We start from the raw sequence: 15,188 nt of genomic DNA, 5'->3' as shown, positions 1-15,188 counted from the left end.
GCCCGACGAGGTGGCCACGGGCGAGCGGATGGAAGACCACCTGCGTCGGGTTCCTGCGCAAATTCGGACTTCAGGACGAGATCAAGCTGTACATCGAACAGGAACACGCGATCCTGACCGGGCATTCCTTTGAACATGAGCTGGCGCTGGCCTACCACCAAGTGCTTAGGATGGGCGTGTTCCCCACCAGCGGCACCAGTTTCGACGCCAAGCTGCGACAGTCGCTGGACCCGGTGGGGCTGATCGCCGCCCATCTGGGCGGCATGCATATCAACGCACAAGGCCCGAAGGCGGCCGCGACGATGCTGGAGGACGGCTGACCGGAACAGGCGCTGGCCGAGCGTTACGCGGGTCGGGAGCCGCCCGGTGCGCAGGCCATGCTGCAAAGCGACCTGGGGTCGATCCAGGGGCGGGGCTGGAAGAGGGATCAATCCCGAGCCGCGCTCTGGTCGGCAAGAGCGGCTGGAGAACTGGGTAAACCGCTTCGTTCGAACAGCATGGCAGGGTGGGGTCAGAAATTCGGCCCTGCGCCCTCGTCGGCCTGCCCAATCCAGACCTCGAACCCGGTCAGCTCGTGGCGTCCGAAGCTGTGGATCAGCGGCACGTCCGCGGCGTCGCGCCCGCGCGCGATCAGCACGCGGCCAAAGCGAGTGTCGTTGTTGCGCGGGTCAAAGACCCACCACTGGCCGCCCAGGTAGACTTCCATCCAGGCGGCGAAATCCATTGGACGGATCGGCGCGGACTGGCCGATGTCGCTGACATAGCCGGTGCAATAGCGCGTGGGGATGTTCAGCGCCCGGCAGAGCGCCACCGCGAGATGGGTGAAATCGCGGCAGACGCCCACGCCTTCGTTCAAGGCCTCGGCGGCGGTGCGCGTTGGGCGCGAATGCTCATAGCCAAAGCGGATGTGGTGATGGACGAAATCGCAGACCGCCTGCACACGGGGCCAGCCAAGGGGGGTGTCACCGAACCGGTCCCAGGCGAAATCCGACAGCACGTCACTTTCGCAGTAGCGGCTGGGCAGCAGGAACCCCAGCGCCTCGACCGGCAGCTGTTCGACCGGGTACTGCAAGGCATCATGGCCCACGGGATCGGAAAGCCCGGCATCGAACATCGTGCCGTCAGTGCTCAGGGTCATCCGGCCTTCGGGCGCCACCAGCCGGTTGCACCAGTTGCCGAACCCGTCGCGGTACGCCTCGACCGGGACGCCGGGATCGGTCATCAGCAGGTCGGGCCGCTCAAGATCGCTGGCGCGGGAATAATGCACGTTCAGCAGGCAGATCATTGGCGTGGGCGCGGCCAGATCGACGGAAATTCGGCATCCCAGGTTGATACGCATGGTCCCTCGTCCGGTTGCGGCCCGGGCACTTGGCGCCCCGCCAGTCCCCCTCACCCAAGCATCAATGGCCGCCGGGCGAAAGCCATAGCATCTTGCAGGGGTGCTCAAATAACGGGCGGTGCCGAAAAATGCGACATCGGGGGCGGTCACTTCGCGGCGTGGTGTTCTGCATTCCGGCCAGGAAACAGGCGGTGCCGAGCGTGTTGGAGCTAACGGGGAACTGGCGGCGAAATCGCCGTTTGTGTCAACGCGGCTGTTGCCCTCAGTTCCGCGATCCAGCGGTGACTGTAGCCTGACTCCAAGGAAAAATTGGGCCCGTTTTTGCAGCCGAAATGGTCGAACAGACTTACTCCGGGGGAGAAGCGCACAATATTCTTGGCCGAGATTGTAGGCCGGCGACAGGCCGGGAAACAAGCCACTGGGCGTCGCGTTCAGGCCGGGGATCCTGCTGTGCCCGACAATATAGAAACCGCCCGGTGACATGGTTCCGCCGCTCCGCAAGAAGCCCCGGCCGCTCGAATTATTGACGACGGTCACGTTCCAGCCGGTGAGATCGACCGCAGTGGCCCCAGTGTTGCGCAATTCTACCGCGACCTTGCCTGCGGCGGTGATCGCGACTTGGCCGATGATGAGGGCCATGTGCCCCTCGTTACGTCAGCAATGGCTGCAAACCGCTGCGGATACCGTGCCCGCATGGCGCCGGATTTTCGTGGAAGAACCTTGGCACGGTTGTGCGTGCAAAGCACAACCAGTTTTCAGGCAGAGACGCGACGGAGCCTGTCGTCAGCGGGCGTTCTGCGCCGGGATGACCTGTTGCGCGATGCCCGCGAACAGCAGGTAGACAGAGGTCACGACCAACCCCCAATGCGCCCAGCTTTGCGGGTGGAAATCCACCCAGGCGGCCCAGCCCGCAAAGACCGTCCAGGCCAGTGCGACGGGCAGCGACAGCATCCGCCAGCGCGCGGTGCGCACCGGGTGGATGAATTTCAGCGGCAGGAACATGGCCAGCGCCAGCGCGGCGACAAGCGCCAGGATCACCCAGAAATCCGGCTTGATGGCAAAGAGGACCAGCACCAGCATGTTCCAGCAGCCGGGAAAGCCCTGAAAGGAATTATCCTCTGTCTTCATCCGGTTGTCGGCGAAATACATGGCGCTGGAAAAGGTGATCAGGATGATCGCCACCCAGCCCGTCCAGCCCGGCAGCAGCCCCGACTGGAACAAGGCGAAGGCCGGGATAAAGACGTAAGTCAGGTAGTCGATGATCAGGTCAAGCAGCACGCCATCGAACCGGGGGGCAAAGGTCTTGACGTCGTATTTCCGCGCCAACGGCCCGTCGACGCCGTCCACGGCAAAGGCCACCACCAGCCAGAGAAACATCAGCGACCAGTTTTCCTGCACCGCCGCCAGCATTGCCAGCATCGCAAAGACCGCCCCGGTTGCGGTCAAAAGATGCACGCAAAGTGCACTGGTCTCGGGCTTCAATCGCGACGTCATGAAACCGTCATGGAGCAAATGCGCGCGGGTTGCAATTGCCCACGCACAGATGCGCGCGCTTGCATCGGGGCGGGGTGGGGGACATATGCTAGGGGTCCGAGACAGCCGGAGGATTTTTCATGCTCAGAGCTTTTGTTTGCCTTATTATGCTGGCGGTTCCGGCGGCGGCGCAAGATGTGCGCGTGCCGCAGAGCCCGGGCGAGATCAGCCTCAGTTTCGCGCCACTGGTGAAAGAGGCGGCCCCGGCGGTGGTCAACATTTATGCCCGCCGCGTCGTCGAACAGCGCAGCCCCTTTGCCGACGACCCGGTCTTTGGTGATTTCTTTCGCCAGTTCGAACAGCGGCCCAGGGTGCAGAATTCGCTGGGGTCCGGTGTGATCCTGTCCGCCGATGGGATTGCGGTGACGAATTACCATGTCGTCGGACAGGCAACCGACATCCGCGTGGTTCTGAACGACCGGCGCGAATACGACGCCGAGATCCTGCTGGCGGATGAGGAATCCGACCTGGCCATCATGCGTCTGGCCGGGGCCGAGGACATGCCGCACCTCGATCTGCGCGACAGCGACACGGTCGAGGTGGGGGAACTGGTGCTGGCCATCGGCAACCCCTTCGGGATCGGGCAGACGGTGTCTTCGGGGATCGTCTCGGGGTTGGCGCGGTCGGGCACGGCGACGGGCAATGCGCGCGGCTATTTCATCCAGACCGATGCGCCGATCAATCCCGGCAACTCTGGCGGGGCGCTGATCGACGTGAGCGGTGAGCTGATTGGCGTGAACACCTCGATCCTGACGCGCTCGGGCGGGTCGAACGGCATCGGCTTTGCCATCCCCTCTGGTCTGGTGGCGCAATTCGTGAAGCAGGCACAGGAAGGCCATCGCCGGTTCCAGCGGCCCTGGGCCGGCATGGTCGGTCAGCCGGTCACGGCGGAACTGTCGGAGAGCCTGGGACTGGACCTGCCCGGGGGCGTGGTGATCGCCGAAATGCACGAGGACAGCCCCTTTGCCGCCGCGGGCCTGCAAGTGGGGGACGTGGTGTCCGAGGTCGACCGCGCGCCGGTGAACACCCCGGCCGAAATGCTGTTCCGCATGTCGATGCGCGGAATTGGCCGGGCGGCCGAGGTCATCTATGTCCGCCGGGGTGAGGAAAAGATCGCCACGGTGCCGATGATCGCCCCGCCGGACAGCCCGCCGCGCAACACGGTCGACCTGGGCGAACTCAGCGTCCTGCCGGGACTGCGCGTGGCGCGGGCCAACCCGGCGGTGGTCTCGGAGCTGGGCTTGCCCGTGGACTCGGAAGGGATCGTCGTGCTGGACCCGGGGCCGTTTGGCGCCCAGGTCGGCCTGCAGACCGGGGACCGGTTGCTGGGTGTGAACGGTCGCCGGATCGAAGCGCCGCGCGACGTGGACCGCCTGCTGCGCCGTCCCGGCCCACTGGTCCAGATCGAGGTGCTGCGCGGCAACCGTCGCCTCCTTCTGCGCTTCCGGGCCTGACCGGATGGCCGATCTCTTCGATACCGGCGCGGCAGAGTCCGCCGTCGCCGACAGTGCGCCGCGTCCCTTGGCCGACCGGCTGCGGCCCCGGCGTCTGGACGAGGTGATTGGCCAGCGCCAGGTTCTGGGCCCGGATGCGCCGCTGGGCGTGATGCTGGAGGCGGGCACGCTGGGCTCGATCGTCTTCTGGGGGCCGCCGGGGGTGGGCAAGACCACGATCGCCCGGCTGCTGGCGGATGCGACCGACCTGCATTTCGTCCAGATCAGCGCGATCTTTTCCGGCGTGCCGGAGCTGCGCAAGGTCTTTGAAGCGGCGAAACAGCGCCGCCGCACCGGGCAGGGCACGCTGCTTTTCGTCGACGAGATCCACCGTTTCAACAAGGCGCAACAGGACAGTTTCCTGCCCCACATGGAGGACGGAACGATCCTGTTGGTGGGGGCGACCACCGAAAACCCCTCGTTCGAGCTGAACGCCGCTCTGCTCAGCCGGGCGCAGGTGCTGGTGCTGGAGCGGCTGGGCGAGGAAGACCTGGAGGCCCTGGTAAAACGGGCCGAGGGCGAACTGGGCCGAGACCTGCCGCTGGATACATCGGCCCGCGCCGCGCTGCTGGACATGGCCGATGGCGATGGGCGCGCGCTGTTGAACCTGGTTGAACAGGTGACCTCCTGGCGGCTGGCCAAACCGCTGGACACCGATGGGCTGAAGACGCGGCTGATGAAGCGCGCCGCCGTCTACGACAAGTCCGGCGATGGCCACTACAACCTGATCTCTGCCCTGCACAAATCCGTGCGGGGGTCCGACCCCGACGCCGCCCTCTACTGGTACGCGCGGATGCTGGAGGCGGGGGAGGACCCACGCTACCTGGCCCGCCGCATCACCCGTATGGCGGTCGAGGACATCGGTCTTGCCGACCCGCAGGCGCAGGCGGTTTGCCTGCAAAGCTGGGAAACCTACGAACGGCTTGGCAGCCCCGAGGGTGAACTGGCCATCGCGCAGGCGCTGGTCTACCTGGCGCTGGCACCGAAATCGAACGCCGCCTATGTCGCCTACAAGGCCGCGCGGGCATCGGCCAAGAAGACCGGCAGCCTGATGCCGCCCAAACATATCCTCAACGCGCCCACCGGGTTGATGAAGGACCAGGGGTATGGCGCGGGCTATGCCTATGATCACGACGCCGAGGACGGGTTTTCCGGGCAGGACTACTTTCCCGACAAGATGGACCGGGCCGCTTTCTACGAGCCTGTGGAACGCGGCTTTGAACGCGATCTGCGCAAGCGGGTGGATTATTTCGCGCGGCTTAGGGCGCAGCGCCGGGACAAGTGACGCCCCTCCCCGACCACCCGCCTTGGCCGTGCTTGACATCCGCGCCCCCCGCCGCCATGTCCGCGCGCATGACACCCCTTCTGCAAGTTGCGCTGGGCGGCGCCCTTGGCGCGTCGGCCCGCTATATGACAGGCATCGCCACGGCGCGCCTGTTGGGCAAGGGATTCCCCTGGGGCACGCTGACCGTGAACATCGTCGGATCCTTCCTGATGGGTGTCCTCGTCGTGGCCCTGCTGCACCTCAGCGCGAACCGCTACGCGCCCTTGCTGATGACCGGGGTGCTGGGCGGGTTCACCACCTTCTCGGCCTTTTCGCTGGATGCGATTACCCTGTATGAACGTGGGCAGGGCGCATTGGCGGCGGCCTATGTCGCGGGGTCGGTGATCCTGTCGCTGGCGGCGCTCTTCGCCGGTCTCACCCTTGCACGGAGTGCTGTTTCATGAGCCGAGTTCAAACCGTGACCGTGGGGCCGGGAGATGGCGACCAGCGGCTTGACCGCTGGCTGAAGCGGCATTTCCCGCAGCTGGCACAAGGCCGTATCGAAAAGCTGTGCCGCAAGGGAGAACTGCGCGTGGATGGCGGGCGGGTCAAGGCCTCGACCCGGCTGGAAGTGGGGCAGCAGGTCCGCATTCCGCCCTTGCCCGAACCCGGACAGGTGGAAAGCGCGCCGAAATCCGCTGTTTCGGACCAGGACGCGAAGATGATCCGCGATTGCGTGATCTACAAGGACGACCACCTGATCGCGATCAACAAGCCCCCCGGGCTGGCCACGCAGGGCGGCAGCAAGCAGACCCGCCATGTGGACGGGTTGGCCGAGGCGCTGACCTTTGGCTACGACGAGAAACCCCGCCTGGTGCACCGGCTGGACAAGGACACCTCGGGCGTCCTGGTGCTGGCCCGCACGCGCGAGGCGGCCAAGGCGCTGACCGCCGCGATCCGTCACAAGCTGACGCGCAAGATCTACTGGGCGCTGGTCGCCGGCGTGCCCACACCCTATCTGGGCGAGATCCGCTATGGCCTGGTCAAGGCGCCGGGACACGGGCACCACGGCGAGGGCGAAAAGATGCTCTGCGTCCACCCGCGCGACATGGCGCATACAGAGGGTGCAAAACGTGCACACACTTTGTATGCAACGCTCTACCGTGTTGCAGGGCGCGCCTCCTGGGTGGCGCTGGAGCCGATCACCGGGCGCACACACCAGCTGCGGGCGCATATGGCCGAGATCGGACATCCGATCATCGGGGATGGCAAGTACGGCGGCTCGGGGCAGGAAAACCTGGGCGACGGCTGGGGCGCGCAACTGGGCGGCGACATTTCGCGCAAGCTGCACCTGCACGCGCGCAGGATGAGCTTTGAACATCCGTTCACCGGCAAGCCCCTGACCCTGACGGCCCCTCTGCCGTCGCATATGGCGCAAAGCTGGGACACGCTGGGCTGGACCGAGGACATTGCCGCCGACGATCCTTTCGAGGAGCTGCAATGAGCCTGAGCCTCGTGATTTTCGACGTCGACGGCACGCTGGTCGACAGCCAGGGCGATATCCTGGGCGCCATGAGCATGGCCTTTGCCAGTGAGGCGTTGGAGCGCCCCACGCGCGAGGCGATCCTGGCGATTGTCGGCCTGTCGCTGCCGCAGGCCTTTTCGCATCTCGCGCCAGAGCTTGGCCCGGTGCAGCGCACGCGGTTGGTGGAGGCCTACAAGGAAGCCTATGCCGGGTTGCGGATGAAAGGCGGGCCGGAGGCCTCGCCGCTTTATCCCGGGATCCCCGCGCTGCTGGAGCGGTTGTCGGCGCGCGATGACGTGTTGCTGGGCATCGCCACGGGCAAGTCGCGGCGCGGGCTGACGGCGCTTTTGGAAAGCCACGGGCTGACGCAACGCTTTGTCACCCGGCAATGCGCCGACGATAACCCGTCCAAACCGCATCCCGCGATGCTGTTCAACGCCATGGACGAAGCGGGGGTAGAGGCCGAGCGGGCGATGATGATCGGCGACACGAGCTATGACATGGACATGGCGCAGGCCGCAGGCATTCCGCGCATCGGCGTGACATGGGGCTATCACCCGCGCGAGGCGCTGGCCGTGGCGGAACATGTCGTGGATGACGCCGCCGGGCTGGAACGCGCCATAGACACCGTCCTGGAGGGTATGACATGAGCGAATGGGCGCTCAAACGTTTCTGGAAGACCGCCGAAGTGACCCCGGCCGAGGGCGGCTTTGCCGTCACGCTGGACGGGCGCGGGGTCAAAACGCCGGCCAAGACCTCGCTGGTGGTGCCGACAGAGGCGCTGGCGCGCGAGATCGCCGGGGAATGGGCCGCGCAAGAGGAAAAGGTGGATCCGACCGCCATGCCCTTTACCCGCATGGCCAATTCCGCGCTGGACAAGGTGACGCCGCAGCATGCCGCCGTGGCCGAGATGCTGGCCGCCTATGGCGACAGCGACCTGTTGTGCTACCGTGCCGATGACCCCGAGGGGCTGGCAGAGCGTCAGCGGCAGGGCTGGGACCCCTTACTGGACTGGGCCGGGGAGACTTTTGGCGCAAGGCTGGTCCCGGTGGCCGGGGTCATCCACCAGCCGCAGGATCCGCAGGCGCTGGACCGGCTGAGCGCAGAGGTGCATGCACAATCGCCATTTCACCTGGCGGCCTTTCATGACCTCGTGTCCATGTCCGGTTCGCTGGTGCTGGCGCTGGCGGTGATCCGTGGTGCATGTGCCCCCGATGAGGCCTGGGCGCTGTCGCGGATCGACGAGACCTGGCAGGAAGAGCAATGGGGCGTCGATGAAGAAGCCGCCGAAATTGCCCAAAGAAAACGCGGCGAGTTCCTGCATGCGAGTGTTTTCCATTCGCTCGCAGATGGTTAGACAGCGACGAGACGGGCGGAACCTTGCCTTTCCGATTGGCATCCTTGCTTGACCTTTGGGCGGGAATCCGCCCAAATTGGCCCAGCGTCGAGGGGGGATCGGATCAAGGACCCCTCCGTTTTTTTGTCCGGCGGGAGCCGGTCTTCGAGAAGCGAGATCCGGGGTTAGAGAACGGCATGCTGAGGTTACTTCTATGCGCGACGGCCTTTCTGGCCTGTGCCGTCGGCGGCGCCTCGGCTGGTACGCTGAAGGACGTCAAGGACAGGGAAGTCCTGAATTGCGGGGTCAACTCCGGCCTGATCGGCTTTGCCTCGCGGGATTCGCGCGACGAATGGGCCGGTTTTGACGTCGACCTGTGCCGCGCCATCGCGGCGGCTGTGCTGGGCGATCCCTCGGCCGTGGAATTCGTCGAAACGACGAACCGCACGCGCTTTACCCTGCTGCTTGCCGGGGATCTCGACGTCCTGGCCCGCAACACGACCTGGAGCTTTGCCACAGACGTCGGCGTGAAGGTCGATTTCGCCGGGATCAACTATTACGACGGGCAGCGGTTCATGGTGCCCAAGTCGCTTGGTGTCTCCTCTCCGACGGAGCTGAACGGCAAGCGTGTCTGCGTGCAGCCGGACACCAAGACGGCGATGAACCTGGACGAGTATTTCGCCCGAAACAACATCACCTATGACCCGGTCGCGGTCGAAAGCACGGCGCAGGCGCAAACCTTTTACCTGGAAGGCGAATGCGAGGTCTTTACCGGCGATGCCTCTGAACTGGCCGCGATCCGCGCCGCCTTCAAGGCGCCGGGAGATCACCTGCTGCTGGACGACGTGATCTCCAAGGAGCCGCTGGGCCCGGTGGTGCGCCACGGGGACGACGAATGGGCGGACGTGGTGCGCTGGGTCCTGAACGCGCTGATCTCGGCAGAGGAACTGGGCGTGACCTCGGTCAACATCGACGAGATGCGCGAAAGCACGGACAACCCGGAAATCGCGCGCCTGCTGGGCACCGACGGGCTGATGGGCGAGATGCTGGGCCTGGATGCGGAATGGGCCGTGCGGGCGATCAAGGCCGGCGGAAACTACGGCGAGATATTTGCCCGCAACATCGGTGAGACGACGCCCATCGGCCTGTCGCGCGGGCTGAACCTGCAGTGGACCGATGGCGGGTTGCTGTATAGCCCGCCGTTCCGCTGAGTGTTGAACGGGGGAGGGGGCGCCATGCCCCCGTCTCCCTGCGGTCGTCTCCCCCGGAGATACCTGCAGCCCAAAGAAGCCCTGGAAACCGCGTCAGCCGGTCAGATCGCGCGGGACGATAAAGGCCTGGGCGGTGCCGCTGTGTGGCTGCAGCCTGCTCCAATCGTCGATGCTGAACCGGGCCACAAGCGTGGCGCAGGTCGGGTAGGCGGCAAAGCGCGGGTGGTCGGGCGGTGCCTGCAGCATCTCCTCGGCAAATTCGGCGATGCCGGGATTGTGCCCCAGCATCATCACGCTGTCGCCCTGCGCGGATTTCAGGATCTCCAGCATGGTTTCGGGGGCGGCGTGGTACAAAGCCCGCTCGAACCGGGTGGGCACGGTGACGTCGATCAGCTCCAGCGTTTCGCGCGTGCGGGCCGCGGTCGAGCAGAGGACCTCGTCCGGAAGATATCCATTCTTGCGCAGCCAGGCGCCAATGGCAGGCGCGGCATCGCGGCCCCTCGGGTTCAATGGCCGATGGTGATCCGGCAAATCCTGATTCCAGTCGGATTTTGCGTGACGCACCAGGATGAGCTGTTTCATGGCGCCTCCGACCCCAGGAAGGCCCTCATGTGAAACGCGGATTGCGCCGTGCGGCGCGAGAACCCCTCCGATACCGGGCAGGCGCGGCGGACAAGGCAGCCCTCTGTCCGGCAGGTTGCGCCCTCGGGCGTCAGCATATGGGCCTTGCAGCGGGCCACGTCATAGGTTTGACCGGGGCCAAGCGCCCCCACGGGGCAGGCGGTTTCGCAGGGGCGCGGACAGGTGCCGCAGGGTTGTGTGCCGGTCTGCGACAGGGGCAGGCGCACGGGCAGGGCCACGGCGCCCCGGTAGCTGATGAAAAGCCCGGCGGCATCATGCACCAGCATCCCGACCGGAGAGGACCACGCGCGGCCCGTTCCCAGCGCCCAGGACAGGAACGGCGCGTAGGGTGGCCCGTCCGACGGAAAGATCGCCGTTCCCCCCCAATCCTCGGCCACGGCTGACAGCACGCGTTTCGACCAGCGGTCGAGCGGGTCGGGTGCGCCGTCGAGGTATTCCGGGGAGGCGGTGAAGAGCGGCCAGAAATGCGGCTCGTCCGGGCCGAGCAGCAACAGGGTGCCAGTGCCGTCAGGCGCGCCGTCGTCCCTGTCCGGGTGCAGCGCGCCGCGCAGCCGAAGCCCGGCACGGGCGGCGGCCAAGTCGGCGTCCTGCAGGTCCTTGGGGATCATTTCGGCAGAGGCGGCCGGGTATCCGAGCGGATCATCGAACCGGAGCCATGTTCGGTGAACAGTTCCAACAGGCAGGCATTGGACACCCGACCGTCGATGATGACCACCGCGCGCACGCCCTCTTCGATGGCCTTGAGCGCGGTTTCGGTCTTGGGAATCATTCCGCCCGCGATCACGCCCTCGGAGGTCATCTTGCGGACGTCGTCCGGCGTCAGTTCCGTGACCACCTCGCCGTCTGGTCCCTTGACGCCCTGCACGTCGGTGAGCAGCAGCAGGCGGTCGGCCTTGAGCGCGCCGGCGATGGCACCGGCGGCGGTGTCGCCGTTGACGTTGTAGGTTTCGGTGGCCTGGGTGCCGGTGGCGACCGGGGCCACGACGGGGATGATCCCGGCGGCAAAGAGATCGCGCAGGACCTGCACGTTCATCTCGATCGGGCGACCGACGAATCCCAGTTCCGGATCGTCGGGTTCGCAGACCATCAGGTCGTCATCCTTGCCGGACAGGCCGACGGCGCGGCCGCCTTCGTCCATGATGGCCTGCACGATGCGCTTGTTGACGAGGCCGGTCAGAACCATCTCGACCACCTCGACGGTGGCCTGGTCTGTGACGCGCTTGCCGCGGACAAAGGTGCTTTCGATGTTCAGACGCTTGAGCATTTCGTTGATCATCGGGCCGCCGCCATGCACCACGACAGGGTTCACGCCGACCTGGCGCATCAGCACGATGTCGCGGGCGAAGGCGGCCATTTCCGCGTCGTCGCCCATCGCGTTGCCGCCGAATTTCACCACGACGATGGCGCCGGTGTAGCGCTGCATGTAGGGCAGGGCCTCGGAAAGGGTCCGGGCGGTGGCGATCCAGTCTCTGTTCATGTTCTGTCGTCTCATCTCGGGTCTTCCAGGCGGGCGCTTGGCGCAGAATGCCCCGCGCGGGGCGGAAATTCCAGTGCCGGCGCCGCGATCAGCCGAGGCCGGCGATGATGGCGCGCAGGGAGGCGATACCATCGCCCTTTTCGCTGCTGGTCACCACGATCTCGGGGTAGGCGGCGGGATGCTTGGACAGGCGTTCGCGGACCTGGGCAAGGATCTGTTCCTGATCCTTGGCCTTGACCTTGTCGGCCTTGGTCAGGACCGCCTGAAAGGTCACGGCGGAGCGGTCCAGCAGGGTCATGATCTCGTCATCCACGGCTTTGATTCCGTGGCGGAAGTCGATCAGGACGAAGGCGCGGCGCAGGCTGGCACGGCCCGAAAGGTAGGATTTCAGCAGGGCCTGCCAGCGCGCGACCACGTCCACCGGCGCATTGGCAAAACCATAGCCGGGCAGGTCGACCAGGTAGTGATCGGCGCCCAGCGTGAAATAGTTGATTTCCTGCGTGCGCCCGGGCGTGTTCGACGCCCGCGCCAGCCCCTTGCGACCGGTCAGCGCGTTGATCAGGCTGGATTTGCCGACGTTGGACCGTCCGGCAAAACAGACCTCTGCCCGGTCATCGGGTGGCAGCCCGTCCATGCCAACAACGCCTTTCAGGAAATCCACCTCGTGGCCTACGAAAAGCTTGCGGGCCGCCTCGCGGGCGGCGTCATCGGGTTCTTCCGCGATCGGAAAGGCAAGTTGCATCACAGAACCTCCACGCGATCGCCAAGCGCGATCCGTCCGCTGCGCACGACCTCGGCCCGGACCGAGAAATCGCGATGATCCCAGTGATCCAGCGTGCCTAGCACGTCATGATCACGCCGTCCGGTGTCGGGATTGTTATGGGTGGCAAGGCAGCGGTCGGTGCGTTCCCGCGGGATCAGGACCGCCTCGCCGATCTGCACCTCTCGGTCGATCCAGTCGAATTCCTCCCAGGGGGCGCCGCCGTCGAACCAGAGGTTGCCGCGCCATCGGTGGATCGACAGGGCATGGCCCAGCCGTTGTTCCACGGCGCGGTGCGAGGACAAGTTGCACAGTGTGACCGAGGGAAAATCGCTGTCAGTAAAGCCGCGCTTCGCCCCACACACCACCCGGACGGATTGCGCCCGAGTCTCCGGGATGAAGCCGCCCGCCCAGTCGATCAGCGTGTCGCCTTCCTCGTCGGGGCGCAGCGTCAGGTCTTCCCGCTCGGGGTGCGAGAGGGTGACGGTGGCCGTCGCCTCGTCCAGCCGGGCAGAGATCGCCCCAAGCGCGGGGGCCTTGCTGCCGATCGAGAAGTTGCGGCAGGACACCCATTCCGATCCATCGGCGCTGGACTGGTCGTGCGCGACCGCCCAGTGCCGGTCCCAGGGCAGGGTCTGACCGGCGCTCAGCGTGACCGCGTCCAGCTCTTCCCGGCCGTGGCTCTTGATCGGAAAGCGCCAGATCGCGGTCAGGGAACGGGTCATTTGCTGTCCTGCTCCTTGTCCTTCTTCTTTTTCACGCTGGACTTGATGTTGCCCAGGATGTCGGGCGTGTACCCGTGGCTGCGCATGATCAGGTACTGTTGGCAGAAGGTGATCACGTTGTTGGTGATCCAGTAGACCACCAGGCCGCTGGCGAAACCGCCCAGCATGAACATGAAGACCCAGGGCATCCAGGCAAAGATCATCTGCTGCGTCGGATCGGCGGGCGCCGGGTTCAGCTTTTGCTGCAACCACATCGAGATACCCAGCAGCAGGGGCAGGATGCCGATGAAGACCAGTGCCAGGATCGACTGCGGATCGGGCGTGCCCCAGGGCAGCAGGCCGAAGAGGTTGTAGATCGAGGTCGGGTCAGGTGCCGAGAGGTCGTTGAAGGGACCAAAGAAATTGGCGTGCCGCAGCTCCAGCGTGACGAAGATCACCTTGTAGAGCGAGAAGAAGATCGGGATCTGCAGAAGGATCGGGAGACAGCCCGCGGCCGGGTTGACCTTTTCCTTCTTGTAGAGCGCCATCATTTCCTTCTGGAGCTTCTCGCGGTCGTCGCCCGCGCGCTCCTTGAGCTTTTCCATCTCCGGCTGGAGTTCCTTCATCTTGGCCATCGAGGCGTAGGATTTGTACGCCAGCGGGAAGAGCACGGCCTTGAGCAGCACGGTCAGCGCGATGATCGCCAAGCCCATGTTGCCGATATGCAGGTTCAGCCAGTGCAGGACGGCAAAGATCGGCTTGGTCAGGAAGAAGAACCAGCCCCAGTCGATCGAGTCGAGGAAACGGTCGATGCCGGCCTTCTGGTATTCGCGGATGGTTTCCCATTCCTTGGCGCCGGCGAACAGCTTGCTGCTGACCTCTTGGCTGGTGCCGGGCGCCAGTTCGATGGTCGGCAGCACCGCTTCTGTCTGATAGATGTCGCGGCGGGCATCGTATTTTACCACCGACTTGAACGGCGTGCCTGCGTCCGGGATCAGCGTCGCCATCCAGTAGTGATCGGTAAAACCAACCCAGCCGGTTTCCTGCACGCGCTCGACCGTGGCCTGCGTGCCCTCGGCGGGCAGCATGTCGAGGTCGGGCATGTTCTTGTACTTGGTCTGCTCCAGGATGCCGTCGGACATCTGCAGCGCGCCTTCGAACAGCACGAAGAAATTTTTCAGGTCGTCCGGTTCGCCGTGGCGCGCCAGCACACCGTAGGGCGCAAGTGAAACCGCCTGGTCGCCGGTGTTTTCGACCGCCTGGGTGACGGAGAACATGAAATCCTCGTCGACCGAGATCGTCCGACGAAAGATCAGCCCGGCCGGGCTTTCCCAGCGCAACGTTACCGGGGTTTCGGGGGTCAGGGTTTCGCCGCTTTCGAGCGTCCACGAGGTATTGGCTCCCGGCACATCCGTCAGCGCCAGGCCCTTGCCCGGGGCCCAACCGTAAAGCGCGTAATAGGGATTGCTGCTGCCGACCGGGTCCAGCATCTGGACGATGGGCGACTCGTCGGACAGTTCAACATGGTAGTCCTTGAGCCGCAGGTCGTCGATGCGACCGCCGGTGAGCGAGATCGACCCTTCCAGCCGGGCGCTGTCCAGCGGCAGGCGCGGGGCCTCTGTCGTGTCGGCATTTGCCGCGGGGGCCTCTGCCGGTGTGCCGCCGCCAAGCGGGTCTGCCGCACGCGGCGCGGTCGCAACACCGTCGGGCGCCGGGCTGTCGGTTTCGGTGGCCACGGGCGCATTCGGATCCTCTGTCGGCTCCGGAGGGGGAAACAGCAGGAACCATACAAGGATCACGACCATGCTGAGCGCAGTCGCGAGAAGCAGGTTCTTGTTCTGATCGTCCATGAGGCCGGCCACCTATCCGTTGAAAGTCATCGCTGGGTTCAAACGTCCCGCAGT

Annotated in this window: 15 protein-coding genes and 1 pseudogene; 8 read left to right on the top strand and 8 right to left on the bottom strand. The window is 65.4% G+C overall.

Going from position 1 to position 15,188, the window contains the following annotated elements; genetic code table 11:
- Positions 1 to 38 precede the first annotated feature (38 nt).
- Positions 39 to 489, top strand: a pseudogene (locus KZZ07_RS27555) (xylose isomerase); the annotation flags it as partial.
- A 22-nt stretch (positions 490 to 511) separates the two neighbouring features.
- Here the strand turns inward: KZZ07_RS27555 and KZZ07_RS00135 are convergent.
- Positions 512 to 1,339: a transglutaminase-like domain-containing protein gene (locus KZZ07_RS00135; protein ID WP_219509793.1), complete on the bottom strand. Its 828-nt coding sequence runs from the start codon at positions 1,337 to 1,339 to the stop codon at positions 512 to 514.
- Positions 1,340 to 2,122: 783 nt separating this feature from the next.
- Positions 2,123 to 2,833, bottom strand: coding sequence for a CDP-alcohol phosphatidyltransferase family protein (locus KZZ07_RS00130; protein WP_219509757.1), 711 nt, complete (start codon positions 2,831 to 2,833; stop codon positions 2,123 to 2,125).
- A 119-nt stretch (positions 2,834 to 2,952) separates the two neighbouring features.
- Between KZZ07_RS00130 and KZZ07_RS00125 the strand changes: the two genes are divergently transcribed.
- The 7 genes from KZZ07_RS00125 to KZZ07_RS00095 all read left to right on the top strand — a co-directional run bounded on the left by KZZ07_RS00125 (position 2,953) and on the right by KZZ07_RS00095 (position 9,701).
- A complete protein-coding gene (locus KZZ07_RS00125) occupies positions 2,953 to 4,326 on the top strand; it encodes a trypsin-like peptidase domain-containing protein (protein ID WP_219509740.1) in 1,374 nt (457 codons plus the stop codon).
- A 4-nt stretch (positions 4,327 to 4,330) separates the two neighbouring features.
- On the top strand, positions 4,331 to 5,650 hold the full coding sequence (locus KZZ07_RS00120) for a replication-associated recombination protein A (protein ID WP_219509737.1): 1,320 nt from the start codon (positions 4,331 to 4,333) through the stop codon (positions 5,648 to 5,650).
- A gap of 68 nt (positions 5,651 to 5,718) precedes the next feature.
- On the top strand, positions 5,719 to 6,093 hold the full coding sequence (crcB, locus tag KZZ07_RS00115) for a fluoride efflux transporter CrcB (protein WP_219509734.1): 375 nt from the start codon (positions 5,719 to 5,721) through the stop codon (positions 6,091 to 6,093).
- Entirely contained in the window at positions 6,090 to 7,133 is a 1,044-nt protein-coding gene (locus KZZ07_RS00110) for an RluA family pseudouridine synthase (protein WP_219509725.1), read from the top strand. The genes crcB and KZZ07_RS00110 overlap by 4 nt, the downstream gene beginning before the upstream one ends.
- The gene (locus KZZ07_RS00105; protein ID WP_219509719.1) at positions 7,130 to 7,804 is read left to right on the top strand and encodes an HAD-IA family hydrolase; all 675 of its coding nucleotides are present in this window, start codon (positions 7,130 to 7,132) and stop codon (positions 7,802 to 7,804) included. Before KZZ07_RS00110 ends, KZZ07_RS00105 begins: the two co-directional genes overlap by 4 nt.
- Positions 7,801 to 8,511, top strand: a complete 711-nt coding sequence (locus KZZ07_RS00100) for an ATP12 family chaperone protein (protein ID WP_219509710.1) — start codon at positions 7,801 to 7,803, stop codon at positions 8,509 to 8,511. The genes KZZ07_RS00105 and KZZ07_RS00100 overlap by 4 nt, the downstream gene beginning before the upstream one ends.
- A gap of 176 nt (positions 8,512 to 8,687) precedes the next feature.
- Positions 8,688 to 9,701 (top strand): amino acid ABC transporter substrate-binding protein, encoded by a 1,014-nt coding sequence (locus KZZ07_RS00095; RefSeq protein WP_219509704.1) that lies wholly within the window; start codon positions 8,688 to 8,690, stop codon positions 9,699 to 9,701.
- Between the two features lie 93 nt (positions 9,702 to 9,794).
- Here KZZ07_RS00095 and KZZ07_RS00090 read toward each other — a convergent pair whose 3' ends face one another.
- From KZZ07_RS00090 to yidC, 6 genes are all read right to left on the bottom strand, one after another.
- Positions 9,795 to 10,283 (bottom strand): SixA phosphatase family protein, encoded by a 489-nt coding sequence (locus KZZ07_RS00090; RefSeq protein ID WP_219509694.1) that lies wholly within the window; start codon positions 10,281 to 10,283, stop codon positions 9,795 to 9,797.
- Positions 10,280 to 10,951, bottom strand: a complete 672-nt coding sequence (locus KZZ07_RS00085) for a ferredoxin (protein WP_219509692.1) — start codon at positions 10,949 to 10,951, stop codon at positions 10,280 to 10,282. Before KZZ07_RS00085 ends, KZZ07_RS00090 begins: the two co-directional genes overlap by 4 nt.
- A complete protein-coding gene (gene argB, locus KZZ07_RS00080; RefSeq protein ID WP_219509690.1) occupies positions 10,948 to 11,835 on the bottom strand; it encodes an acetylglutamate kinase in 888 nt (295 codons plus the stop codon). The genes KZZ07_RS00085 and argB overlap by 4 nt, the downstream gene beginning before the upstream one ends.
- 73 nt (positions 11,836 to 11,908) lie before the next feature.
- Positions 11,909 to 12,562: a ribosome biogenesis GTP-binding protein YihA/YsxC gene (gene yihA, locus KZZ07_RS00075; RefSeq protein ID WP_219509679.1), complete on the bottom strand. Its 654-nt coding sequence runs from the start codon at positions 12,560 to 12,562 to the stop codon at positions 11,909 to 11,911.
- Complete coding sequence (locus KZZ07_RS00070; protein WP_219509675.1) at positions 12,562 to 13,305, bottom strand: MOSC domain-containing protein; 744 nt, start codon at positions 13,303 to 13,305, stop codon at positions 12,562 to 12,564. Before KZZ07_RS00070 ends, yihA begins: the two co-directional genes overlap by 1 nt.
- Complete coding sequence (gene yidC, locus KZZ07_RS00065) at positions 13,302 to 15,134, bottom strand: membrane protein insertase YidC (protein ID WP_219509674.1); 1,833 nt, start codon at positions 15,132 to 15,134, stop codon at positions 13,302 to 13,304. Before yidC ends, KZZ07_RS00070 begins: the two co-directional genes overlap by 4 nt.
- Positions 15,135 to 15,188 lie beyond the last annotated feature (54 nt).

The organism is Mameliella sp. CS4 (genome assembly GCF_019392335.1).
In the GTDB taxonomy this organism is placed as follows: Bacteria; Pseudomonadota; Alphaproteobacteria; order Rhodobacterales; family Rhodobacteraceae; genus Antarctobacter.
Note: the sequence above shows the minus strand (reverse complement) of the source record. Positions and strands in the feature narration are given on the sequence as shown.

Bases quoted from the DNA above. Each gene is read 5' to 3' on its own strand.
- KZZ07_RS00085 (WP_219509692.1), bottom strand. From the start codon at position 10,951: ATGATCCCCAAGGACCTGCAGGACGCCGACTTGGCCGCCGCCCGTGCC.
- KZZ07_RS00130 (WP_219509757.1), bottom strand. From the start codon at position 2,833: ATGACGTCGCGATTGAAGCCCGAGACCAGTGCACTTTGCGTGCATCTT.
- crcB (WP_219509734.1), top strand. From the start codon at position 5,719: ATGACACCCCTTCTGCAAGTTGCGCTGGGCGGCGCCCTTGGCGCGTCG.
- KZZ07_RS00125 (WP_219509740.1), top strand. From the start codon at position 2,953: ATGCTCAGAGCTTTTGTTTGCCTTATTATGCTGGCGGTTCCGGCGGCG.
- KZZ07_RS00135 (WP_219509793.1), bottom strand. From the start codon at position 1,339: ATGCGTATCAACCTGGGATGCCGAATTTCCGTCGATCTGGCCGCGCCC.
- argB (WP_219509690.1), bottom strand. From the start codon at position 11,835: ATGAGACGACAGAACATGAACAGAGACTGGATCGCCACCGCCCGGACC.
- yihA (WP_219509679.1), bottom strand. From the start codon at position 12,562: ATGCAACTTGCCTTTCCGATCGCGGAAGAACCCGATGACGCCGCCCGC.
- KZZ07_RS00100 (WP_219509710.1), top strand. From the start codon at position 7,801: ATGAGCGAATGGGCGCTCAAACGTTTCTGGAAGACCGCCGAAGTGACC.
- yidC (WP_219509674.1), bottom strand. From the start codon at position 15,134: ATGGACGATCAGAACAAGAACCTGCTTCTCGCGACTGCGCTCAGCATG.
- KZZ07_RS00070 (WP_219509675.1), bottom strand. From the start codon at position 13,305: ATGACCCGTTCCCTGACCGCGATCTGGCGCTTTCCGATCAAGAGCCAC.
- KZZ07_RS00110 (WP_219509725.1), top strand. From the start codon at position 6,090: ATGAGCCGAGTTCAAACCGTGACCGTGGGGCCGGGAGATGGCGACCAG.
- KZZ07_RS00095 (WP_219509704.1), top strand. From the start codon at position 8,688: ATGCTGAGGTTACTTCTATGCGCGACGGCCTTTCTGGCCTGTGCCGTC.
- KZZ07_RS00120 (WP_219509737.1), top strand. From the start codon at position 4,331: ATGGCCGATCTCTTCGATACCGGCGCGGCAGAGTCCGCCGTCGCCGAC.
- KZZ07_RS00105 (WP_219509719.1), top strand. From the start codon at position 7,130: ATGAGCCTGAGCCTCGTGATTTTCGACGTCGACGGCACGCTGGTCGAC.
- KZZ07_RS00090 (WP_219509694.1), bottom strand. From the start codon at position 10,283: ATGAAACAGCTCATCCTGGTGCGTCACGCAAAATCCGACTGGAATCAG.